The organism is Bradyrhizobium sp. I71, assembly GCF_022354745.1.
Classification (GTDB): domain Bacteria; phylum Pseudomonadota; class Alphaproteobacteria; order Rhizobiales; family Xanthobacteraceae; genus Bradyrhizobium; species Bradyrhizobium liaoningense.
Genome location: NZ_CP059398.1, coordinates 5,648,555 through 5,670,793, shown reverse-complemented (window position 1 = coordinate 5,670,793; position 22,239 = coordinate 5,648,555). Strand labels below are relative to the sequence as shown.

The 22,239-nt window shown below is 64.9% G+C and carries 18 protein-coding genes and 1 pseudogene; 7 read left to right on the top strand and 12 right to left on the bottom strand.

What is annotated here, in order from left to right; translation table 11 throughout:
* Positions 1-75: 75 nt before the first annotated feature.
* Together FJV43_RS27310 and FJV43_RS27305 are read right to left on the bottom strand one after the other, a co-directional pair.
* On the bottom strand, positions 76-501 hold the full coding sequence (locus FJV43_RS27310; RefSeq protein ID WP_239622121.1) for a CBS domain-containing protein: 426 nt from the start codon (positions 499-501) through the stop codon (positions 76-78).
* A 37-nt stretch (positions 502-538) separates the two neighbouring features.
* Positions 539-1,372 (bottom strand): universal stress protein, encoded by an 834-nt coding sequence (locus FJV43_RS27305; RefSeq protein ID WP_239622120.1) that lies wholly within the window; start codon positions 1,370-1,372, stop codon positions 539-541.
* Positions 1,373-1,587: 215 nt separating this feature from the next.
* On the opposite strand from FJV43_RS27305, the gene fixL reads away from it, so the two are divergent.
* The 4 genes from fixL to FJV43_RS27285 all read left to right on the top strand — a co-directional run bounded on the left by fixL (position 1,588) and on the right by FJV43_RS27285 (position 4,985).
* Positions 1,588-3,105, top strand: coding sequence for a sensor protein FixL (gene fixL, locus FJV43_RS27300; RefSeq protein WP_239622119.1), 1,518 nt, complete (start codon positions 1,588-1,590; stop codon positions 3,103-3,105).
* Between the two features lie 3 nt (positions 3,106-3,108).
* Positions 3,109-3,726: a response regulator FixJ gene (gene fixJ, locus FJV43_RS27295; RefSeq protein ID WP_239622118.1), complete on the top strand. Its 618-nt coding sequence runs from the start codon at positions 3,109-3,111 to the stop codon at positions 3,724-3,726.
* A 43-nt stretch (positions 3,727-3,769) separates the two neighbouring features.
* The gene (locus FJV43_RS27290; protein ID WP_239622117.1) at positions 3,770-4,183 is read left to right on the top strand and encodes a response regulator; all 414 of its coding nucleotides are present in this window, start codon (positions 3,770-3,772) and stop codon (positions 4,181-4,183) included.
* A gap of 103 nt (positions 4,184-4,286) precedes the next feature.
* On the top strand, positions 4,287-4,985 hold the full coding sequence (locus FJV43_RS27285; RefSeq protein ID WP_239622116.1) for a helix-turn-helix domain-containing protein: 699 nt from the start codon (positions 4,287-4,289) through the stop codon (positions 4,983-4,985).
* Positions 4,986-5,059: 74 nt separating this feature from the next.
* Here the strand turns inward: FJV43_RS27285 and FJV43_RS27280 are convergent, their stop codons facing one another.
* From FJV43_RS27280 to FJV43_RS27265, 4 genes are read right to left on the bottom strand one after another with little or no spacing between them, the layout of a single operon-like run.
* Positions 5,060-6,346 carry an MFS transporter gene (locus tag FJV43_RS27280; RefSeq protein ID WP_239622115.1) on the bottom strand — a complete coding sequence of 429 codons (1,287 nt, stop codon included), beginning with the start codon at positions 6,344-6,346 and terminating at the stop codon, positions 5,060-5,062.
* Between the two features lie 23 nt (positions 6,347-6,369).
* The gene (locus tag FJV43_RS27275; protein ID WP_239622114.1) at positions 6,370-6,891 is read right to left on the bottom strand and encodes a PRC-barrel domain-containing protein; all 522 of its coding nucleotides are present in this window, start codon (positions 6,889-6,891) and stop codon (positions 6,370-6,372) included.
* Between the two features lie 23 nt (positions 6,892-6,914).
* On the bottom strand, positions 6,915-9,119 hold the full coding sequence (locus tag FJV43_RS27270) for an amylo-alpha-1,6-glucosidase (protein WP_239622113.1): 2,205 nt from the start codon (positions 9,117-9,119) through the stop codon (positions 6,915-6,917).
* A gap of 59 nt (positions 9,120-9,178) precedes the next feature.
* Positions 9,179-10,942 (bottom strand): ABC transporter ATP-binding protein, encoded by a 1,764-nt coding sequence (locus FJV43_RS27265; protein WP_239622112.1) that lies wholly within the window; start codon positions 10,940-10,942, stop codon positions 9,179-9,181.
* A 275-nt stretch (positions 10,943-11,217) separates the two neighbouring features.
* On the opposite strand from FJV43_RS27265, the gene FJV43_RS27260 reads away from it, so the two are divergent.
* On the top strand, positions 11,218-12,288 hold the full coding sequence (locus tag FJV43_RS27260; protein WP_239622111.1) for a glycosyltransferase family 4 protein: 1,071 nt from the start codon (positions 11,218-11,220) through the stop codon (positions 12,286-12,288).
* A 187-nt stretch (positions 12,289-12,475) separates the two neighbouring features.
* On the opposite strand, the gene FJV43_RS27255 is transcribed toward FJV43_RS27260, so the two are convergent.
* From FJV43_RS27255 to FJV43_RS27230, 6 genes and pseudogenes are all read right to left on the bottom strand, one after another.
* Positions 12,476-14,404, bottom strand: a complete 1,929-nt coding sequence (locus FJV43_RS27255) for an alkyl sulfatase dimerization domain-containing protein (RefSeq protein WP_239622110.1) — start codon at positions 14,402-14,404, stop codon at positions 12,476-12,478.
* A gap of 123 nt (positions 14,405-14,527) precedes the next feature.
* A complete protein-coding gene (locus FJV43_RS27250; RefSeq protein WP_239622109.1) occupies positions 14,528-15,685 on the bottom strand; it encodes a GGDEF domain-containing protein in 1,158 nt (385 codons plus the stop codon).
* Positions 15,686-15,841: 156 nt separating this feature from the next.
* On the bottom strand, positions 15,842-17,122 hold the full coding sequence (locus FJV43_RS37265; RefSeq protein WP_239629628.1) for a TRAP transporter large permease subunit: 1,281 nt from the start codon (positions 17,120-17,122) through the stop codon (positions 15,842-15,844).
* A 267-nt stretch (positions 17,123-17,389) separates the two neighbouring features.
* A pseudogene (locus FJV43_RS37260) lies at positions 17,390-17,818 on the bottom strand (TRAP transporter small permease); the annotation flags it as partial.
* A 149-nt stretch (positions 17,819-17,967) separates the two neighbouring features.
* Positions 17,968-18,969: a DctP family TRAP transporter solute-binding subunit gene (locus FJV43_RS27235; RefSeq protein WP_239622108.1), complete on the bottom strand. Its 1,002-nt coding sequence runs from the start codon at positions 18,967-18,969 to the stop codon at positions 17,968-17,970.
* Between the two features lie 198 nt (positions 18,970-19,167).
* Positions 19,168-19,938, bottom strand: coding sequence for a methyltransferase domain-containing protein (locus FJV43_RS27230; protein WP_345946207.1), 771 nt, complete (start codon positions 19,936-19,938; stop codon positions 19,168-19,170).
* 159 nt (positions 19,939-20,097) lie between these two features.
* Here FJV43_RS27230 and FJV43_RS27225 point away from each other — a divergent pair, with 159 nt between their 5' ends.
* Both FJV43_RS27225 and FJV43_RS27220 read left to right on the top strand, forming a co-directional pair.
* On the top strand, positions 20,098-20,841 hold the full coding sequence (locus FJV43_RS27225; RefSeq protein ID WP_239622106.1) for an SDR family oxidoreductase: 744 nt from the start codon (positions 20,098-20,100) through the stop codon (positions 20,839-20,841).
* 711 nt (positions 20,842-21,552) lie between these two features.
* Positions 21,553-22,155, top strand: coding sequence for a TetR/AcrR family transcriptional regulator (locus tag FJV43_RS27220; protein WP_061878284.1), 603 nt, complete (start codon positions 21,553-21,555; stop codon positions 22,153-22,155).
* Positions 22,156-22,239 lie beyond the last annotated feature (84 nt).

Below are 22,239 nucleotides of genomic sequence, written 5' to 3'. Positions count from 1 at the left end.
GTCCCAAGTGGGACGGCGGCCGAAGGCCGCCTACGCCACCTTCTCCCACAAGGGGAGAAGGAAAAAGGCGTCACGTCAGTCCCGCGCCGTCGCCTTGAGCGCCGCAATGACGTCCTCACGGGCGATGATGCCGACCAGCTTCTGTGCACCGTCGAGCACGATGATGCTCCTGATGCGGTGCTCGACCATGATCTGGAGCACGCGTGTCAGCCGCGTGTCGGGGCTGACATAGATGAACTCGGGAGTCATGACGTCGCCGATCTTGCGTCTCATCAGGTCGTCATAGCGCGGCAACATCTGGGTCGGCGTGAAGGCGAAGCACTTCAGGATGTCGAACTTGGTGACGATGCCGACCACTTGCCCGTCGTCTTCGACGGGATAGCTGTTGAAATCGTCGGTCTCGAACATCTCGCTGAGCTGGAACAGGTCGAGGCCGCGCTGCACCGCCTTGACGTTGCGCGTCATGTAACCGTCGACGGTCTGTTCAAGAAATCTGTACACGGCGCGTCCTCCTCGATTCGATGCTGACCGGCGGCGGTCAGTGCGACAGCAGCACGCTGCGGGCGGTCTGTGTGACCAGATACTGGGTGACGCCCCCGAGGATCAGCTCACGAAATCTCGAATGACCATAGGCGCCCGCGACGATCAGGCCGGCGCCGACGTCGCCGGCGACCTTCTCCAAATGCGCCGCGGGGCTTTCGTCTCTTGCGGCCTCCGAGACGCGTGCGGTCGCGGTGACGCCGTGACGGCCGAGCCAGGCAGCGACGTCGATGACGCCGGCCATCACGGCCGAGCTGTCGTCGTCCTTCTCTGGGATCTCAACGATGGTGACGTCCCTCGCCTTGCGCAGCATCGGCAGCGCGTCGGTGACTGCCCGCCGCGCCTCCGGCGTGTCCTTCCACGCCACCAGCACGTTGCGCAGGTCGAGCCAGTTGACCCGATCGGGGACGACGAGAAGCGGACGGCCGGCCTGCAGCACCAGATCCTTGGGGCTCGCGAGCGAGAAAGCATCGGAGAAGGCCGGGCTCTGCCCTCCGCTGACGACGATGTCGGCGCAACGCGCCTGCGCCAGGACGAATCGCGCCGGAAAATCCATGGCGCTGCGCCACTCCACATGCCCGCCGCGATCCTTCGTGGCCGCGCGGAATTGTGCTTCCAGGTCTGCCAGCCGCCGCTTGACCGAAGCTTCGCCCTCGTCGATCAGCGCTTGCGCCTCGGTGCCGTCGGTGAAATAGAGTGGCGGCGCGAACTGCGCTGCGGCAACCCCGACGATCGCCGCCTCGAATCGCTCGGCGAGCTCCCCCGCGACCTGAAGACGCGCTTCGTTGGGCTGATCGAGCGCCAGGCTGACCATGACGGTCGCGTATGTCATCGGGTATCTCCAGCATCACCAAATTTTTTCAAATCGTAAGCCGGCTGCCGCGCGGCAGGATGAGATAGATCAAACAGGCGCTTTCTGGCTCTCTCGCTGTTCGATGAGGATACGACAGCGAATTCAACGTCCGCGCTTGCCTCTGGGCGAGCCTTGGGCGAAATTGCCGTAGCGGTAAAGGCATCCTGCCTGCCCGCTGAGAACAGGAGCAGAGCTTGGCGCCGACCCGCGTGACCCATCCGGCAGACGACGGTCGGGGCGAGCATTTCAGGGGCCGCATCGAGGGATTCGGGGTGGGCACCTGGGACCTCGATCTGAAGACGCGCGAGCTTGAATGGTCGGAGATGGCCAAGCGGCTGTTTGGCCTCGAGCGGGATCAGGCCGTCAGCTACGATCTCTTTCTTTCCCTGCTGGAGTCGAGCGATCGGGAGCACTTCCTGAAGGCGATCGGGCGCACCTCGGAAGGCGGCGGGGAGCTTGATCTGTCCTTCAAGCTCGGCGCCGCGTCCGGAAACGGTCAATGGATCCGGGCCAGGGCCGGCGTGATCCGGGACGATTCGGGCACGCCACGTCACCTCAGCGGGATATTCCTCGACATCAACGAGGAAAAGCAGCTCGAGGAGGCCCTGCGCTCCCAGGAGAATCATCTTCGCTCGATTCTCGAAACGGTGCCCGACGCCATGATCGTCATCGATTCGCGCGGCATCATGCAGCTCTTCAGCAGCGCCGCGGAGCGGCTGTTCGGCTACAGCAAGCAGGAAGCCATCGGCCGAAACGTGAGCATTCTGATGCCGGAGCCCGATCAGTCGCGTCATGACGGCTATCTCGCGCGCTATCTCCGGACGAATGATCCGCACATTATCGGCATCGGCCGGATCGTGACGGGCAAGCGCCGCGACGGCACGACTTTCCCGATGCACCTGTCCGTCGGGCAGACGCAACGCGCGGGCGAGCCCTTTTTCACAGGGTTCGTGCGCGACCTCACCGAGCACCAGCAGACCCAGGCCCGGCTCCAGGAGCTGCAATCCGAGCTCGTACACGTGTCGCGGTTGACCGCGATGGGCGAAATGGCCTCAGCGCTCGCCCACGAGCTCAACCAGCCGTTGGCGGCGATCAGCAACTACATGAAGGGGTCGCGGCGCCTCCTCGCGGGCAGCAGCGATCCCAACATGCCGAAAGTCGAGAGTGCGCTGGATCGGGCGGCGGAGCAGGCCTTGCGCGCCGGCCAGATCATCCGGCGCCTGCGCGACTTCGTCTCCCGCGGCGAATCGGAGAAGCGGGTCGAGAGCCTGTCCAAGCTGATCGAGGAAGCCGGCGCGCTCGGGCTCGCCGGCGCGCGCGAGCAGAACGTGCAGCTCCGCTTCAGCCTCGATCCCGACGCCGATCTCGTCCTCGCCGACCGGGTGCAGATTCAGCAGGTGCTGGTGAACCTGTTCCGCAACGCGCTCGAAGCCATGGCGCAGTCGCAGCAGCGCGAGCTCGTCGTCGCCAACACCCGTGTCGGCGACGACATGATCGAGGTGGAGGTCTCAGACACCGGCATCGGCTTCCGGGACGACGTCATTCCAAACCTGTTCCAGACCTTCTTCACCACCAAAGAGACCGGCATGGGCGTGGGACTGTCCATCAGCCGCTCGATCATCGAGGCTCACGGCGGCCGCATGTGGGCCGAGAGCAACGCGGCGGGCGGAGCGACATTCCGCTTCACCTTGCCGGCAACCGACGAGAGCTGAATCATGACGACCAAGGGACATGTCTACGTCATCGACGACGATGCAGCGATGCGGGACTCGTTGAATTTCCTGCTGGATTCCGCCGGTTTCGACGTCACCTTGTTCGACGATGCCCTGGCCTTTCTCGAAGCCCTGCCGGGCCTCGACTTCGGCTGCGTGGTCTCCGACGTGCGCATGCCCGGCCTCGACGGAATCGAGCTGCTGAAGCGGATGAAGGCACAGCAAAGCCCCTTCCCGATCGTGATCATGACCGGTCACGGCGACGTGCCGCTCGCGGTCGAGGCGATGAAGCTCGGCGCGGTCGATTTCCTGGAAAAGCCGTTCGATGACGACCGTCTCACCGCCATGATCGATTCGGCGATCCGCCAGGCCGAGCCCGCCGCCAAGAACGAAGCCGTCGCGCAGGACATCGCCGCCCGCGTCGCGTCCTTGAGTCCCAGGGAGCGCCAGGTCATGGAGGGGCTGGTCGCGGGCCTCTCCAACAAGCTGATCGCCCGCGAATACGACATCAGCCCGCGCACGATCGAGGTCTACCGGGCCAACGTCATGACCAAGATGCAGGCGAGCAGCCTTTCAGAACTGGTCCGCCTGGCGATGCGCGCCGGCATGCTCAACGATTGAGGCAAGTCAAAGCGCCTTTCCGGGGTCATGCTAACCGGAAAGCATGATCGAGGTCAGCTCACATCGTGCGTGGACGTCGTCCTCCCCACAGCCCACCGTCTTTGTGGTCGACGATGATGCCGCCGTATTGGGATCCCTGCGGTTCCTGCTGGAGACCGACGGCTTCGCCGTGCGGACCTTCAGGAGCGGCACGGCGCTGCTCAATGTCAGCGCGCCTGGACCGGACTGCTACGTCATCGACTACAAGATGCCAGACATCAATGGCATCGAGCTGGCCGGCCGCCTGCGCAAATCCGACCGCGACGCGCCCGTGGTCCTGATCACCGGCTATCCCGACGAGAACATCTCGGCCCGGGCGGCGACGGCGGGCATCAAAGACGTGGTTTTGAAGCCGCTACTCGACGAAAACCTGGTCAAGTGCATCCGCCACGCCATCCAGGACCGCCCCCGCGCCTGACCTACGGGATTCTACGTAAGGCACCCCCCTTAAGATATCGCTCGAAATTTTCGAAGCCCCCGATACCGCGTAGGAAAGCGCCATCACAACGGAGATGGCGCAGATGCTGACCCAGACAATCAACACCCAGGCGATCAACACCCAAATCGGTGGCAAGATTGCCCCTGCCCATCCCGTAACCGACCAGTTCGGCGCGGTCACGGGCCATGTCGGCCTGGTCGCCACCGAGTTCTCCTACGGCAAGGACGAGGAGATCTACGGTGAGGACGAGGCGGCCGAATACGTCTATCAGGTGGTCACCGGCGCGGTGCGCAGCTACAAGCTTCTCTCCGACGGCCGCCGTCAGATCGGCGCCTTCCATCTCGCCGGCGACGTATTCGGCCTCGAATCCGGTCCCACTCACCGCCTCGCCGCGGAAGCCATCATCGACACCACCGTGCGCCTCGTGAAGCGCGCGAGCCTCGAGAAGGCCGCCGGCACCGACGTGCAGGTTGCCCGCAAGCTCTGGGCGATGACCGCCGGTGAGCTTCGTCATGCCGAGGACCACATGCTGCTGCTGGGCCGCAAGACCGCGATGGAGCGTGTTGCGACCTTCCTGCTCGAAATGGACCGCCGCCTCGCCGTTGCCGGCATGATGGCGCTGCCGATGTGCCGCCGCGACATCGGCGACTATCTCGGCCTCACCCTCGAAACCGTATCGCGCGCACTGTCGCAGCTTCACGCCCAGGGCATTCTCGGTTTCTCCGGCGCCCGCCAGATCGTGCTGCGCAACCGCCAGCGCCTGCACAATCTCGACGCCTGACCGATTTTCTCCCCCGTGACTTGGCCGGCCGAACCCGATTCGGCCGGCCTTCTCTTTTGTCTCTTTTGTCGCGATCAGGCCGTGCGCCGGGTTTCCGGCATCATCAGCAGGATCAGAAGGAGCCCCGTCGCGGCGACGCCGGACAGCCCGATGAAGGCGGTGGCATTGCCGAACTTGTCGCTGACATAGCCGCCGAGCACCGTGCTCAGCGATGCGCCGATGCCGGTCGCGGTCCCCACGATTCCCTGCGCCAGGTTGAAATGACCGCTGCCGAAGGCGACGTCGGCCACGATCAGCGGAATCATGACTGCGAACACCGCGGCGGTGAAGCCGTCGAACACCTGCACCAGCACCAGCAGGTAGGGATCGCGCACGGTCGCAAACAGCAGTCCGCGAATCGTCAACGCGCCGAATCCGATCAGGAGCAGCGGACGCCGGCCCCAGAGCTGTGCCTTGCGCCCGACCGTCGGCGACAGCAGCGCCACGATCGCCTGCGGCACGATGATGCAGGCGGCGACGAGCACGGTCGCCCATTGGCTCGACCGCGCCGTCACCGCGCTCGCCATCAGCGGCATCATCGCGGCGTTCGCGAGCTGCAACAACAGCACGCTGAGCGCGAAGACGATGAGCGGACGCTGCCGGATCAAGTGCCAGATGTTGGTATCGCCGCGGTCCGCGGCTTCAGGCGGCATCTCGCCGTGACAGCGCCTGATGTCGACCTCATTCTCGCGGATGCGCGAGAGCGCGATCAGGGTCGGGATCGCGAGCAGGAAGGTGACCAGGAACACCGAGCGGCTCGACAGGAGATAGCCCGCGGTGCCCATCACCGCCGCCGCGACGCCGTTGCCCAGCGAGGCGAACCGCGCGTTGCGGCCGAGCCGCTCGCCGATCGCGAGCGGGCCGACGAGGCCAAGGCTGATCGCGGCGATCGCCGGCCCGAGCACGCAGCTCGCCGCCGCGTGCAAGGTGGCGGCGGCGACCACAACGGGGAAGATCGGCATGGCGGCATAGGCAAGCGCGCAGGCGCCGATGGTCGCAATCGCGAGGGCGGCGACCAGGCGCTCCGACTTCGCGGCGTCGATGATCGCGCCGCCCGGCATCTGCCCGATCAACGCGACGATGCCGCCGATCGACAGCACGAGGCCGATCTCGACCTGGGTCCATTTCTGCGTCGTCAGGTAGACCGCGATGAAGGGGCCGAAGCCGGTCTGCACGTCGGCGAGGAAGAAGATGAACCAGTCGAGGCCGCGCAGGCTCTGGCGCGAGGGCGCCGGAATACCCGCGGCCGACGGCGAAGCGACGTTCACCTGCTCGGCGCGGGCGTCGCGATCCGCTTGGTTCGGCTTCCTCGACAACAGCACAGGCGGTGAGCCCTCCCGGCACCTCACTGGATCGCTTGCAGCGGCTGAAGGCTGCCGGACGCGCCGAGCACGACGATCGGCGTGTCTTCCTTGTATTCCGGCGCGGCCGCGACCTGCGCCTTGGTCAATTCCAGCGTAATGCTGTCCTTCTTGGTGGCGATCTTGCCGAAGCGCAGCGCGTTCCAGTCCACCACGATCTTGCGGCTGCCGACGCCGAGAAAGCCGCCGAAATCGATCGCCGCGGCCCGCACATGGCCGGTGCGATCGACGATGACGTCGACGATGCGGCCCATGTCCTCGCCGGCGGCGCTGCGAACGTCGCGGCCGAGCACGCCGTGGGCCTCGCTCGCGCCGATGATGGTCACCGAGGGTGGCGGCGCGGCGTCCTTGGGCGTCACCGGAACGGTCGAGACCGGCGGCGGTGCCGTCGGAGGCACGTTCGCTTCATTCTGGCCTGCGGGCTGATCCTCCGCGGCGCGCGATGGTGCAACCGTCAGGCCAATCACGATCGCCACGCTCAGGATCAAAGCTCCGATCGCACGCATGACACCCTCCTCACGATGCACCGCTAGCGCGCCAGCACGATCGAGACCTGGATCTGGCCGCGTGTGCGCAGCACCTCCAGCGCCACGTCGTCGCCGTGGCGGCTGACCCGGAGATCGACACTGGATTCGCCGAGGCGCAGATCGCGCAGGATCACCTCGTTGAGGAACGCCGGCAGATGCGGATTGCGCAGGCGAATCTCGCCGCGCGCCACGTCGAACTCGAGGCCGAGCGCCGCCTCCAGCAGCGTGAACGGCGTCGCGCTGGCCCAGGCCTGCGGCGCGCAGGCGACCGGGTAGAGCGTCGGGCCGCGCCGCTTCTCGCGCCGGAAGCCGCAGAACAATTCGGGCAGCCGGCGCAGATCCATATAGGTCGCGGCATCGAACAGCCCCTTGAAGACATGCGCCACCGAATGCTTGAGGCCGTAGCGCGCGAGCCCGAGCGCAATCAGCGCATTGTCGTGCGGCCAGATCGACCCGTCATGATAGGACATCGGATTGTAGCGCACCTCGCCCTGCGCGACGGTGCGGATGCCCCAGCCCGAGAAGAAATGCGGCCTCATCAGATCGGCGGCGACGAGGCGGGCGCGATCCTCGCGGATCATGCCGCTGAACAGGACCTGCCCGGCGTTCGAGGTCCGCACCTTGCAGGGGCGCTTCTCGCCGTCGAGCGCGAGCGCATAGGTGCCGAGCTCCTCGCACCAGAACGACGTCTCGAAGCGCTCGGCGAGTGCCCTGGCGTCGGCCTCGAGCTTGCGTCCCCGCTCCGGCTTGCCGAGCCGCAGCGCGCAACGCGCGGCGAGCTGCTTGGCGGCAAAGACGTAGCCCTGGACTTCCGCAAGCGCGATATTGCCCTCAGCAAGCTGTCCGTCGGCATGGAAGATCGCGTCGTAGGAATCCTTCCAGCCCTGGTTCGCCAGCCCCTTCTCGGTCGCGCGCTGGTATTCGACGAACCCGTCCTGGTCAGGGTCACCAGGGCCGTCCATCCAGGCCAGCCCCGCCTCGATCGCCGGCCACAGCTCGATCAGCGTGGCCTCGTCGCCGGTGCGCTCGAAATAGCTTCCTGCAAGCAGCACGAACAGCGCGGTCGAATCGACGCTGCCGTAATAATGCGCGAACGGCACCTCCCCGAGCGCCGCCATCTCGCCGCCGCGCATCTCGTGCAGGATCTTTCCGGGCGCAGCGTCGGCGAGCGGATCGATCGCCGTGGCCTGGAAATGCGCGAGCCGGCGCAGGACGCCCTTGGCGACGCGCGGATCGACCCAGAGCATCTGGAGCGCCGTGATGAGGCCGTCGCGACCGAACGTCGTCGAGTACCAGGGGATGCCGGCATAGGGGTATCGCCCCTGCGGCGTCTCGGTCATCAGCATGTTGAGGTCGGCCATGGCCTGGCACAGCACCTCGTTGAAGATGTTGTTGGAGGTCTCGATGCTGGCCGCGCCCATGGTCAACTGCCGCATCTCGCGGCGGTGCGCCAGCAGCCCCGGGAAGAACCGCACCGGCTTTTCCGTCACCGGCCGGTTGCAGGACACGGCCACGAACAGTGATTTGGCCTGGTGCGGCTCCAGGTCGAGCTCCCAGGTCGCGGCATTGACCGAGAGCCGCGTCGGACGCGGGTCGAAATGCAGTCCGGTCGCCCGTTCGGCCTCGTCGAGGCCGCGATATTCGAACATGACGTCGGTCGGCCCGAGCAGCCGGCTGGTTCCGATCCCGCGGCGCGGCCGCCGCTCGCCGCGGACCTCGAACAAATCGGCGAAGTCGTTGCCAAACAGCAGCGTCAGGTCGACGCTGGTGCGCCGGTCGCCATGGTTCTGCACACCGATGCGCTGATAGGCCGTGCCGCGCCACAGGAAGATCGTGCGCACGATGTGCAGCAGGTCCTTCTGCAGAACGAGGCTGCCCTGCCGGTAGATGTCCGGATTGGTGAGGTCGACGGTCAATGCCGAATTGTCGTCGCGTAGGTTCGAGCCGAGCAGCAGCGGCTGGAGATCGTCGAGCACGAGCTCGAGCCGCGCAAGGTAGCGCGTGTCGTGATGGAACAGGCCGTCCGGCCCCCCGGCGGATGCGCCGATGTCGCCATGGCTGTCGAGCACGATGAAAGTGTCGTCGTGCTTGAGCGAACGCCGTGGCCGCGCCGACGGCCCCGTCATCGGGATATAGAACGGTTGCTCCGCGACCTGTTCCGAGGTCCGCGTCACGGATACGAATTGGGTGACGGCTTCGGCCGACATGAGCTGCTCCCCTGCGCCTGTTTCAAAACGCAACCGACTCGAGAAACGCGACTGTTGGTTTACGCGGCAGCTTGCGCGAGCCGGCTCATTTCCTGCGTGACCAGCTCACGATACGGCCCGTGGCCCTGCATCAGACGCTCGGGCGAGCCGTCTTCGATGATCTTACCATTTCTCAGCACCACCACGCGGTCGAAATTGCGCAGCGTCGCCAGCCGATGCGCGATCGCGACCACGGTGCGACCGCGCATCAGACGCGACAGCGCCTCGCGGATCGCCTCCTCGGATTCGCTGTCGAGCGCGGCAGTCGCCTCGTCCAGCAGCAGGATCGGCGCATCCTTCAGGAAGGCGCGCGCGATCGCGATGCGCTGGCGCTGGCCGCCAGACATCTTGACACCGCGGTCGCCGACCATGGTGTCGAGGCCGTCAGGCAGGCTCTCGACGAAGTCGCAACGCGCAGCGATCGCCGCGCGCAGCACCTCGTCGTCGGTCGCGTTCGGCCGGCCGTAGCGGATGTTCTCGCGAATGGAGCGATGAAACAAGGAAATGTCCTGGGGCACGACGGAAATCGCCTCGCGCAGGCTCAGCTGCGTTACCTTGGAGATGTCCTGGCCGTCGATGGTGACGCTGCCCTCGTCGACGTCGTAGAAGCGCTGGAGCAGCGTGAACAGCGTCGACTTGCCGCCGCCGGACTGCCCGACGAGGCCGACGCGCTGGCCCGGCTGGAGGCGCAGGCTGAACCGCTCGAAGATCTTCTCGCCGCCGGGATAGCCGAAGGTGACGTTGTTGTACGCGATTGCAGCGCCGCTCTTCACCAGCGGCTCGGCTTCGGGGTGGTCGCGCAATTCGTGCGGCACCAGCAGCGTGGCGATCGCCTCGGTCAGGCGCGCGACGTGCTGGGTGACATCGACCAGCGCCACCGCGAGATCGCGCGTTGCGCTCAGGATGGAGATGCCGAGCGTACAGACCAGCACGACATCGCCGGTCGTCGCCTGGCCCTTCTGCCACAGCGTGATTGCCCAGGCCATCAGCGCGATCGTCAACAGCACGGTGATGGCGGCATGCAACAGCCGCAGCTTTTCCAGATAACGCAGGCTGCGGCTTCGCGCGGTGAGCTCCCGGTTCACCGTCGCGTCGAACCGCTCATGCTCGTGGCCGATGCCGCAGAAGGCACGGACCAGCGGCATGTTGCTGATGACGTCGATCATCTCGCCGTCGACCACCGCGGCCTTGTCGGCGAAATCGTCATGCAGCGGCTTGCCGGCGGCTGCCAGATGGAACATCGCAACCACCATGCCGCCGGCGATCACGACCAGGCCGAGGGCCATGTAAGGACTGACGGTTCCGATCAGGGCAATTGCCGCAATTGTGGCAATGCAGGGCGGCAACACGTTCCAGACGAACATGTTCTCGACGGTGAACACCGCATTCGACGTCGCCGTGATGCGGCTCGTCAGCATGCCGGGCATCCGGTCCGAGAAGTAGCTCGGCGCATGCCCGGTCAGATGACGAAATATGTCACGGCGCAAATCACCCGTGACACGGACGAAGGTGAAGCTCGCCGTCCAGCTCGCGATCCGCCACAGGAAGTTGTCGGCCGCGATCAGTGACATGAGCAGAATGAATGCCAGCCATACGCTGCCGCCATGCCCCGGTCCGGCGGACAAGCTGTCGACCAGGGATTTGACGCCGTACTGGGTGCCCACGGAACAGGCGACGGCTGCCACGACGGCGGCCAGGATCACCAGATGCGAGGCGAGACGACGCCGGAGATAGCGCAAGACAAAGGCAAATGGCCTGCGCGCGTATCCAGAAAGCTGATCCATATGGCTATCGCCCCGTTATGCTGATTTTCGTTTCGTTACTGGCCGAGTGAACATCGACCACTTCGCCTCGGTTCCCGGGCAACGTCATCACGACATGCGGATGCGGGCGATGTGCGAAGATCTAGTGGCAGCATCGCGACGATCCCCCGACGTGTCGAATATGTAACGTTCGGAGGAAGGAACTTCGCAGGTGCGGGAACGTTCCCTTGGCTGGGCATAGCCGGTGCCGACGTACGGGGGCTTTCAACGTTCATGATCGCAGAGGAGATGGTGAGATGCGCATCGCGCAGGTAGCTCCGTTGACGGAGGCTGTTCCACCCAAGCTGTATGGCGGCACCGAGCGGGTGGTGCATTGGTTGACGGAGGAACTGGTAGCCCTTGGACACGACGTCACATTGTTCGCCAGCGGCGACTCGCAGACGTCGGCAAAGCTGGATGCGTTGTGGCCGAAGGCGCTCCGGCTCGACGGTTCCGTGCGCGATCCCAATGCGCTGCACATGGTGCTGCTGGAGCGGGTGCGGCAGAAATGTGACGACGAGGAGTTCGATTTCCTCCACTTCCATCTCGACTACTATCCTTGGTCGCTGTTCCACCGGCAGCCGACGCCATTCGTGACCACGCTGCACGGCCGGCTCGACCTGCCGGAGCATCAGCCGGTCTTCAACACCTTCTCCAAGATGCCCGTCATCTCGATCTCCAACGCGCAGCGGCGGCCGGTGCCGCAGGCGAACTGGGTGACCACCATCCATCACGGCCTGCCGGAGACCCTGCTGACGCCGAAGCCGGCGAAACAGGAATATCTCGCCGTGCTCGGCCGCATCGCGCCGGAAAAAGGCGTCGACCGCGCCATCAAGATCGCGACCCATTGCGGCATTCCGCTCAAGATCGCGGCCAAGGTCGATCGCGCCGACCAGGATTATTACGACGAGCTGATCCGGCCGATGATCGAGAACAATCCGCTGGTCGAGTTCATCGGCGAGATCGGCGATCACGAGAAGTCGGACTTCCTCAGCGGCGCGCTGGGCCTCCTGCTGCCGATCGACTGGCCGGAGCCGTTCGGCCTCGTCATGATCGAATCCATGGCCTGTGGGACGCCGGTGGTCGCCTTCAACCGCGGCTCGGTTCCGGAGATCATCGACGATGGGCTGACCGGCTTCATCGTCGAGGACGTCATCAGCGCTGCCGGTGTGGTGAAACGCCTGCCGCAACTCGACCGCGCCGCGATCCGCAAGCAGTTCGAGACGCGCTTCACCGCGCGGCGCATGGCGCTGGACTATCTTGCGGCCTATCGCAGCCTGACCGAGGCACAGGCGCCACGGATCAAGCTGGTGAGCAGCGCGGAGTAGAGCTTCTACATCGCTGTCAGTCGAAGTGCCCTCTCCCCTTGTGGGAGAGGGCTTCGAGCGCGGAGCGGCGTACTCACTTGGGTGAGGGGTTGCTTCCGCATTGGAACTCTCCCAGTGGAGCGATACCCCTCATCCGGCGCTTCGCGCCACCTTCTCCCACAAGGGGAGAAAGGAAAGAAAAGGCGTCCTATCTTACGACCGCCCGCTTCGGCTCCACGATCTCGAACATCCGCGGGAAGTCGTCCATCAGTCCCATCAGCTCGGCGAGCCGCATCGGGTTGCCCGATAGCTCGATTTTTCCGGCGGCGACCGCTTCCGGAAAGCTCGTCAGCTTCGCGACCACCTCATCGAGCGTTGCGCGCGCGAGCGTGAAGCTGGCGTCCGCGTTTTCCGCCTGCGCGCCCTCGGAGTAAGTGAGCGCGCAGTTCTCCAGATTGAGCACGAACGTCTCGCCGGTGTCGGAAAAGCGCCAGTTCAAGACGATATGCTTGCCTTCCGCCTTGGGGCCGTTGAGGCGGATGCCGAGCACGTCCCAGAGCTGGGAAGTGCGCAGCGCCGCCAGCGTTTCGCGCGGCATCGGCGGACGCGCCGGCACCTTCGGCATGCCCTGGCGCAATTCCTGTGCGCCGAACAGATAGGCATTGCGCCAGGTCGCGCTCTCGGCGGCATAACCGAGCTGCTCCAGCGTATCGGCCAGGAGTGCGCGCGCCGCCGCATTGTCCGGCTCGGCGAAGACGAGATGGCCGAGCACCTGCGCGACGAAGCGAAACTCACCCTTGTCGAAATCGGTGCGCGCCCGCGCCAGGATCGCGTCCGCGCCGCCCATGTACTCGACATACTTCCTGCCCGACTCGACCGGCGGCAGCGGATCGAGATTGACCGGATTGGCGTCGTACCAGCCGAGATATTTCTGGTAGATCGCCTTCACATTGTGGCGGATGTGGCCGTAATAGCCGCGGCCGTGCCAGGCGCCTTCCAGGCTCTTCGGCAGCTGGATCGTTTCGGCGATTTCGGCTGCGGTGAGGCCGTGGTTCATCAGGCGGATGGTCTGGTCATGCGCGAACTTGTAGAGGTCGCGCTGCTGGCGGATCATCGTGCCGATGCGCTCGCGTCCCCACACCGGCCAATGGTGCTGGCCACACATCGCCTCGGCCTTGCCGTCCCAGAGCCGCAAGGCTTCGCCCAGATATTTCGACCAGGCCAGCGCGTCACGCACGTCGGCGCCGCGGAACGGCAGCAGATTGTGGAAATTGTGCGTGCAGTTCTCGGCGAGGTTCAACAGCCTGTAGCGCGAAACGAAGAAGTGCATCTCCGCCGGTGCCTCGCTGTTCGGCGCCATCTGGAATTCGAATGCGACGCCGTCGATCACGCGCGTATCGCCGGTCGCCATGATCAGGTCCGTGGGGCGCAGCAGCGCGACGGAGCCCGCCGCCATCGACTTGCCGAGGCCGCAATCGACCTGCCCGCGCGCGCCCTTGGCGAGAAGGGGTCCGAACTGGTACTGCGCCCGGCGCAGCATCGCCGGTCCTGCGATGATGTTCTCGGAGACGGCGTGCTCCATGAACAGGTTCGGCGCAATGATCGGCACGCTGCCGGTGGCGAGCGCATCCTCCGCCAGCACGCCGCGCGCGCCGCCCCAATGATCGGTATGGGTGTGCGTGAAGATGACGGCCGAGACCCGCTTCAGGCCGCGATGCCTGAAATAGAGATCGAGCGCGGCGCGGGCGCCTTCGATCGAGGTCAGCGTGTCGACGACGATGACGCCGCTGTCGCCCTCGATCAGCGTCATGTTGGCGATGTCGAGCCCGCGCACCTGGTAGACGCCGGGCACGACCTCGAACAGGCCGTGCTGCATGTTGAGGCGCGACTGCCGCCACAGGCTCGGATTCACCGTGGGCGGCGCCTGCTCGGCGGACAGGAAGCCGTAGGGCTCGAGGCTCCAGACCGTCCGCCCTTGCGGATTCGTGATCGCCGCGTTCTCGATCGTGCCGAGGAAGCCGCGCGCGGCGTCGTCGAAATCCCGTCTGTCGGAAAACGGCAGTGCGTTCAGCATCGCCGTTTGCTGCGCGATGACGGACGGCGATGCGTCCTTCGGCTCATTGCTGAGTTCGGTCATTTGCGTCCCCCCGCCTGATGCACGGCATCTAACCGCATCTTGCGGTCGATTGCCATTGGAGGAGACGAAGGAAATGGATGCCTTCTTCCCTTCTCGCCTCCCCGCGAGGAGAGGGTGCATGGGCTAGGCGGCTACGCCTTCAGCGGCTTGGCGCGATGCCGTGGCGTTGTCCGCCATCCGCAGCTCGCTGGCCAGCACGTAGCCGCCACGATTCTGCTTGGCCCGGTACAGCGCCTTGTCCGAGCGCGACAACAGTGCCTCCGCGGTTCGGCCGTCGTCCGGCGCGACGGCAACGCCGACGCTCGCACCGAGATCGATTACCTGTCCGTCAACCTCGTATGGCGTGCCGATCGATTGCACGATCCGCCCTGCCATCGCCTCCGCATCGGATGCGGTGCGCTGCACCAGGACGAACTCGTCGCCGCCCATGCGGATCACGAGGTCGTCAGGCGCGGCCAGCGCCTTGAGCCGCCCGGCGACCTGCTTCAGCAGCGCATCGCCGGCGGGGTGGCCGAACCGGTCGTTGGCTTCCTTGAAGCGGTCGAGATCCAGCGTATGGACGGCAACCATCCCGGCCGACAGCATCACGGGCAGATCCCTTGCCAGCACCGAACGATTGGACACGCCGGTCATCGGGTCGGAGCGCGCGAGTTGCTCGAACTGGCGCTTGAGCGTGATCTGGCTGATCGAGGCGTTGAAGCTGAGCCGAACCATCTCGAAGCTCGCGACCACGTACATCAGAATGAGGAGAGCGAGCCCGACATGACGGAGATCGGGCTGCATGAAGCTCACGATCGCGGCAGGCGCGGCGATCGCGGCGAGATCGAGCAGCGCCGCCGCGGGACGCAGCGCCAGCCGCGCCACCACGCCGGCGCCGAAGCCGAAACCGATGCCGACCGCCATCACGCAGCAGAGCGCATCGCCCAGCACGATGCTGCGCGCGGCGAACACGCCGAGCACGAGGGCCGTTACCACGGTGCCGGCAATGTAGCGCCGTTCCCAGTGCACGGCCTCGGCCCGGTCGAGAAATGGCGCAGCCGCGAGGCGGCGGCGGAATGCAAATATCTCGACGAGACGGACAATCGCCACCACCACGCCGGCGACCGTCAGGCCGGCCGTCATCATGTCACCGGTCTCGTAGGTCGTGATGGCGCCGACCATCGCCTGGCAGGCGGCCGCGAGAATGGTGGGCATCATCGTGCCGTGAAGGCCCGTGATGACTTCCAAATGGACCGCGTCCGAAATCGACGCCGGTCCGGATTCCATTCTGTTGAAAAACATGCCAGCTCCCATCCACTGGCATCTACCGCAGACCCGTAAAGATGCGCTCGCTACTCAACGATCGCATTTGAGCGTGCGGATTTACCGCGCATTAGCCATGTCTCGCCAGGACGGGCGGAGACCCATGCTCATTGTCTCCGTCCCGCCCCGCGGCGGCTACATGCCGAGCAAGCGAGGCAGCCACAGCGACAGGCCGGGCCAGTACGTCACCACCACGAGGAATCCCAGCATGGTCAGGAGCCACGGCCACACCGCGACCGTGAGCTCGGTGATCCCCATCTTGGCGATGCCGGAGGCGACGTAGAGGTTGAGGCCGACGGGCGGATGGCACAGCCCGACCTCCATGTTGACCGTCATCAGGATGCCGAAATGGATGGGGTCGATGCCGAGCTTGATCGCGACCGGAAACAGGATCGGCGCCATGATCAGGATGATGGAGGACGGCTCCATCACGTTGCCTGCCATCAGCAGCAGCAGGTTGACGAGCAGCAGGAAGCCGATCCACCCCAGGCCCTGGTCGATCATCCATTGCGCCAGCGCCTGCGGTACGTTCTCGTAGGTCATCAGGAACGAGAACAGGACGGCGTTGGTGATGATGTAGAGCAGCATCGCGGAGAGGTTCGCCGATGACAGCAGCACGCGCGGCACGTCGCGCAGCTTCAGGTCCTTGTAGATGAATACGGCGACGATGAAGGCGTAGACCGCGCTGACGGCGGCAGCTTCGGTCGGCGTGAACAGGCCGCTGTAGATGCCGCCGATCACGATCACGATCAGCAGGATGCCCCAGATCGACTTGCGGAATGCATCGAGACGCTCGAGGAAGGTGGCTTTCGGCATCCGCGGATAGTCGTTGCGCCAGGCCCGATAGAACGTGGTTGCGCCGAGCAGCGAGGCGAGCGCAAGCCCCGGCACGATGCCGGCGATGAACAGCTTGCCGACCGAGCTGTTGGTGGACACGGCGTAGAGCACCATCGGGATCGACGGCGGGATGAGAATGCCGAGCGAGCCCGACGTCGTGATCACGCCCGCGCCGAACCGCTTCGGAAAGCCTTGCGCGACCATGGCGGGAAGGATCACCGAGCCGATCGCCACGACGGTTGCCGGCGAGGAGCCGGAAATGGCGGCAAACAGCGCGCAGGCGACCACGCCCGACAGAGCCAGACCGCCGTACCAATGGCCGACCAGCGAGGTTGCGAAGGTGATCATCCGCCGCGCCACGCCGCCATGGGTCAGGAAGTTTCCGGCGAGGATGAAGAACGGGATCGCCATGATCTCGAAATTCTCGATGCCGGTGAACAGCTTCAGCGCCACCGATTCCGTTCGCACGTCGGTCAGCGTGAACATGAAGCTGAGCACGGTCAGACCCAGCGCGATCGAGATCGGCATGCCCGTCAGCATCAGCGAGAGCAGCAGCGCGAACACGATGGCGACGCGCACGCCCTGCGGCAGCGTGATGAGATGGCCTGCATGGGCGAAGCATATCGCGACGATCAGGACCGGCAGCAGCATCAGGATCCAGCCGAGCGGGCTGCGCTCGTCGCGGACGACCTGGCTCGGCGTGACCGGGGCCGGATGCACGGGATCCGCCTCGACACCCTCGACGCCCGCCATGTCGTGATGCGGCAGCTCGCCGGTGCGATAGAACGACCAGGCAACCTGGAGGAAGCGGAAGCACATCAGGCCGGAGCCGAGCGGGATCGTGAGGTACACTATCCACATCGGCGCTTCGAGATCGTTGGATTGCTGGCCGCTCTGCCACATGTGGGTGACGAAGGCGGCTCCGAAATAGCCGACGATGGCGGTGAAGAGCGCGCCGCACAGAAGGCCGAAGGTGATCACGCGCCGGCGCGACCCGCCAGGCAGGATGTTGACCAGCACGTCGACGCCGACATGGATGCCGGTCCGCACGCCATAGGCGGCGCCGAACTTCGCCATCCAGATGAACATGTAGATGCAGAGTTCCTGCGCCCAGGACAGGTCGAGAGCGGCAAGCCACACGAACACCGCTCGCGCCGGCACGGCGAGGAAGGCGAGATTTCGCGCTTCCGCCCATTTCGCGATGTCGATCGACAGTCCTGCACCGTAACGGTGCAGCACGGCGACGAAGATGAGCGATGTCGCAGCCGCGATCATCGTCGCGATCAGCCACTCCTCGAGATGATCGAGAAAACGATTCAGCGCGCGCAGCAACTTGGTCCCCCCGGATTGGATCATTCAAGCGCAACGGCCGGGAGTGCGATCACCCCCGACCGTTGGTATTGTTCTTGTTGGGGCGCAGCCCGTCAGTTCATCTTGACGTCGAGTTCCTTGGCAAGGAGATCGAGCACCTCCTGCCCGACCCGCCCCTTTGCCCATTTATAAGTCGGCTGCATCGCCTCCTGCCAGGCCTTGCGGTCGGCGTCGGTGAGATAATGCAGACTGGTCTTGCCCGTCTTCTTGATCTCGGCCAGCGCGTCCTCGTTCTCCTGCCGCGCGATCGAGTTGGTGTAGTCGGTCGCCTCCGCCATCGCCTTGTCGAGCTGGCCGCGGATATCGGGCGGCAGGCCGGACCAGAACTTCGAGTTGACGATGACGGCATACTGCAGATGCGCGTGATAGGATACGGTGATGTCCTTCTGCACCTCGTAGAATTTCTGCGTGAGGTAGTTTGACGCCGTGTTCTCGCAGCCGTCAACCACGCCGGTCTGCAAGGCCTGGTAGACTTCCGAGAACGCCATGATCTGCGGGATCGAGCCCATGATGCGGAGATACTGGTCGGCGACCTTCGATCCGGAGATGCGGAATTTCAGCCCCTGGAAATCAGTCGGCTTCAGCAAGGGACGGTTGGCGGACAGCATGTGGAAGCCGTTGTCCCAATAGGCGAGCCCGGTGATGCCCTTGGCCTCGAGCTTCTGGAACAGCCACTTGCCGATCGTGCCCTTCATCGCGCTGGCATAGGTCTGGTCGTCCCTGAACAGCCAGGGCAGGTCGAGCGCCTCGAACTCCTTGATGCCGAGCGGCGCGAATTTCGCCGTCGAGGGCGCAAGCATCTGCACCGAGCTGAGCTGCAGCGCCTCGATCTCCTCCTTGTCCTTGTAGAGCGAGGAGTTCGGGTAGACCTCGACCTTGACCTTGCCGTCGGTGTATTTCTCGGCGAGCTCCTTGAATTTCAGCGCGCCCTTGCCCTTCGGGGTGTCGTTGGCGACCACGTGGCTGAACTTGATGACGATGGGACTCTGGGCTTGGGCGATGGCAGGAGCCAAAAGAACAGCCGCGGCGGCGACCGCGGCAAGCAGCTTGCGCATGAACGTACCTCCCAACAACTCGGAAACCGGGTTCTTCTTGTTTTTCAGGTCCGTCCTGGCAGCAATCCGCTACTCGAACAACTGGACCCAAGCCCTGTTTGCCGCAGCCAAGCTAACTTGAGGACCGCTGCATGCGCAACCCGGTGTCCGCGCGAGTCCAAAGGGAACGAGCGCTTATGCCGCAATGCGGCAGCGCAATCAGCCTTTGCGCTGGGCGACCATGAAGAGGCGCCGGAAGGGGAACAGCGTCTGCCCCGCAGCATTCTTCGGATAGGCCTTTGCGACGCGCATCCCGTAGGCGGTTTCGAACGCGATCTTCTCCTCGCCTTGCAAGACGTCGAGATAGCGCGTCAGCCAGGTCCCCTTGGTCCATTCCTTCACGGGGTTCTCGCCCTCGAGCACCTGGAGATATTCGGTCTCCCAGATGTCGATGTTGGCCGACATCGGCGCGAGCAGATCGTGATAGAAGGCCGGTCCCTCGACCGGCGGCGGGGTGACGAGATGCTCCACCTTGGACCGCCACGGACCATCCAGCGCGGTCTCGCCGATCAGCACATGCGAAGGCGCGGTGAAGTTGCGCGGCATCTGCACCGCGAGCATGCCCCCGCGCGCCACCTTCTCCATCAGCGACGGAAACAGTGCCGCATGATCGGGCAGCCAGTGCAGTGCGGCATTGGAATAGATCAAGTCGTACTGCCCGGCGGGACTCCAATGGCCGAGATCCTCATGTGACCATTCCACGTCCGGCGCCGCCTTCCGCCCCGCGGCAACCATCTCGGCCGATCCCTCGACACCGGTCACGCGCGCATCCGGCCAGCGCTCCCTGATCAGCTTCGTCACGTTGCCGGCGCCGGCGCCGAGATCGGCGATCGCGCGCGGGGCAAAATCCGGAATCCGCATCAAGAGGTCGACGGCGGGCCGGAGCCGATGGCCGGAGAACTTCAGATATTGCTGCGGATCCCAGACCATCATGTCAGCCTTTTCTTTTTCGTGTTTCCTTCGCCGAGGCTCCTGGTTACCACTGCTCGTCTCGGTTCGGCAAATCGCCGCACGCGGGACGGGGCAGGAAACGAACAGCAAAACGCAAGCAACCAAGAAAACGCAAAGCAACCAAGAGAGCATGCGACCATGGACCTCGGGCTCAAATCGAAAACCGCTGTCGTCACCGGCGCGAGCATCGGCATCGGCCGCGCCATCGCCAGGGGCCTCGCAGCCGAAGGCGTGCGCGTCATCGGCGTGGCGCGCCGCACCGACCTGCTGGCCGAGCTGGCGAAAGACGTCGGCGGCGGATTGATCACGCCGTTCGAGCAGGACGTGATGGCCAAGGACGCCGCTGAGAACATTGCGGCCTTCGCGCTGAAGGAGTTCGGCCATGTCGACATCCTCGTCAACAATGCCGGCGGCAGCCGTCCCCTCCCCGTCGATGCGCCCGACAGCAAATGGGACGAGGCGATCGCGCTGAACTTCACCAGCTATCGCCGCATCGCGCATGCGCTGCTGCCGCAGATGATCGAACGCAAATGGGGCCGCATCGTCAACATCACCGGCAAGTCGGAGCCGGAAGGCCTCAACGCCGCCTTTGCCGCCAAGGCCGCGGTGCACGCCTGGGCCAAGGGCCTGTCGCGCGAGATCGGCGCGCACGGCATCACCATCAACTGCATCCCGCCCGGCCGCATCATGAGCGAACAGATCCGCCGCAACTACGCGCCGGATTACCGCGAGCGTTTTGCCGAGGAAGAGATTCCGGTCGGCTATTGGGGCGAGCCGGAAGACCTCGCGGCCCTCGCGGTGTTCCTGGCCTCGCCGGTGGCGCGCTACATCACGGGCACGGTGATCCCGGTGGATGGCGGGCTGCGGAGATATCAGTTCTAGAAGCGGAATGGCTTTAGGTTGAATCGATCGCCGCGGGCCGTCACCTCTCCCGCTTGCGGGAGAGGTCGGCGCGTTCGGGCGAAGCGAAGCTTCGTCCCGCGCGCCGGGAGAGGGCTTTCTCCTCTTGGGGATTGTCCCATCTGGGATAGACCCTCTCCCCAGCCCTCTCCCGCAAGCGGGAGAGGGAGTGCACCTCCGTCGTTGTAGCAATCAAGCTTCATCCCATCACGCCCTTGAGAGGGCTTTCGGGCGAAGTGGATACCGGCTCGCGCGAAGAAAACGCGTCAACACAAGAATCTAGAGCATCGGTTCTGGCTCAATCAGAGCCATATGCTGGGGCGCGCGGCAGATTACGTCGCTGTGCTTCCTGCCATCATTCTTTGGCGGGTCATGATGATGTGGACGTCGCGCGTGCCTACCCTGTCCTTGATATAGGCGAAGCTGCCCGGACCACGGACGACCTCTCGTGCAACCATCCTGCAAGATTACCACGCCCCCCGACCGCGACCGACGCGATGCGACAGCTTCACGTCGGCGGCGCCGGTTGATCTGGCCAAGGGGTTGATGGTAACTAGACTGACCGGTACACGCCGGGCTGTCGATGAGCGCAGTGCATTTCAGTGCTTCGCGCGCGCTTCGTCTGAATCTCTGTGCGTGATGGCGAACAATTTGGGGAACGGCAAAGAATTGGGTGCTGGGCGTCGTGCGCCGATGCGCAAGCGCGGTCGCGAGCGGCTTCAGCTTCTGCTCGATGCCACCGCAGACCTGCTCGCCGAACGGCTGGACGAGGATATCAGTCTCGCTCAAATCGCCGAGAGAGCAGACGTGCCTCTCGCCTCGGTCTATCACTTCTTTCCGAACCGAGGCGCCGCCTTTGTAGCCCTGGCGCAACGCTACCACGCCGAGATCGCGGCACGCGCCGCGGGCCCGGTTCATCCTCGTCCTCAGACCTGGCAGCACTACATCGCCAACAGCCAGAAGGCCGGCGCAGCGCATCTGAACCGCAATCCCGCAGCGCTGCGCCTTTTCATGGGCGCAGGCGTCAGTGTCGAGGTGAGAAACACGGATCTCAGCGGCAACGCCCATCTCGCAAAGCAGCGTACCGCCTATCTGCGTGCGACCTTCGACATGCCCAAGGTACCGGATCTGGAGAAATGGGTCGCGGTGTCGATCGCGCTCGTGGATGGAATCTGGGCGCTGTCCTACAGCCTCCATCGATCCATCACCCCGGAATATCTCGAGGAATCGATCAGATGCTCCATCGCATATTTGCGATGCTACCTGCCGGAAGTCGTCGATCGGCGCGCCCCCTGACCCCGCCTCTAATCATATAAAATTCTACTATCTCTCCGGACACCGACGCTACCCGCTTCCGCCGTGGGCGGCTCTGTGACCATT

Bases quoted from the DNA above. Each gene is read 5' to 3' on its own strand.
- FJV43_RS27305 (WP_239622120.1), bottom strand. From the start codon at position 1,372: ATGACATACGCGACCGTCATGGTCAGCCTGGCGCTCGATCAGCCCAAC.
- fixJ (WP_239622118.1), top strand. From the start codon at position 3,109: ATGACGACCAAGGGACATGTCTACGTCATCGACGACGATGCAGCGATG.
- FJV43_RS27290 (WP_239622117.1), top strand. From the start codon at position 3,770: ATGATCGAGGTCAGCTCACATCGTGCGTGGACGTCGTCCTCCCCACAG.
- FJV43_RS27285 (WP_239622116.1), top strand. From the start codon at position 4,287: ATGCTGACCCAGACAATCAACACCCAGGCGATCAACACCCAAATCGGT.
- FJV43_RS27275 (WP_239622114.1), bottom strand. From the start codon at position 6,891: ATGCGTGCGATCGGAGCTTTGATCCTGAGCGTGGCGATCGTGATTGGC.
- FJV43_RS27270 (WP_239622113.1), bottom strand. From the start codon at position 9,119: ATGTCGGCCGAAGCCGTCACCCAATTCGTATCCGTGACGCGGACCTCG.
- FJV43_RS27265 (WP_239622112.1), bottom strand. From the start codon at position 10,942: ATGGATCAGCTTTCTGGATACGCGCGCAGGCCATTTGCCTTTGTCTTG.
- FJV43_RS27260 (WP_239622111.1), top strand. From the start codon at position 11,218: ATGCGCATCGCGCAGGTAGCTCCGTTGACGGAGGCTGTTCCACCCAAG.
- FJV43_RS27255 (WP_239622110.1), bottom strand. From the start codon at position 14,404: ATGACCGAACTCAGCAATGAGCCGAAGGACGCATCGCCGTCCGTCATC.
- FJV43_RS27250 (WP_239622109.1), bottom strand. From the start codon at position 15,685: ATGTTTTTCAACAGAATGGAATCCGGACCGGCGTCGATTTCGGACGCG.
- FJV43_RS27235 (WP_239622108.1), bottom strand. From the start codon at position 18,969: ATGCGCAAGCTGCTTGCCGCGGTCGCCGCCGCGGCTGTTCTTTTGGCT.
- FJV43_RS27230 (WP_345946207.1), bottom strand. From the start codon at position 19,938: ATGGTCTGGGATCCGCAGCAATATCTGAAGTTCTCCGGCCATCGGCTC.
- FJV43_RS27225 (WP_239622106.1), top strand. From the start codon at position 20,098: ATGGACCTCGGGCTCAAATCGAAAACCGCTGTCGTCACCGGCGCGAGC.
- FJV43_RS27220 (WP_061878284.1), top strand. From the start codon at position 21,553: ATGCGCAAGCGCGGTCGCGAGCGGCTTCAGCTTCTGCTCGATGCCACC.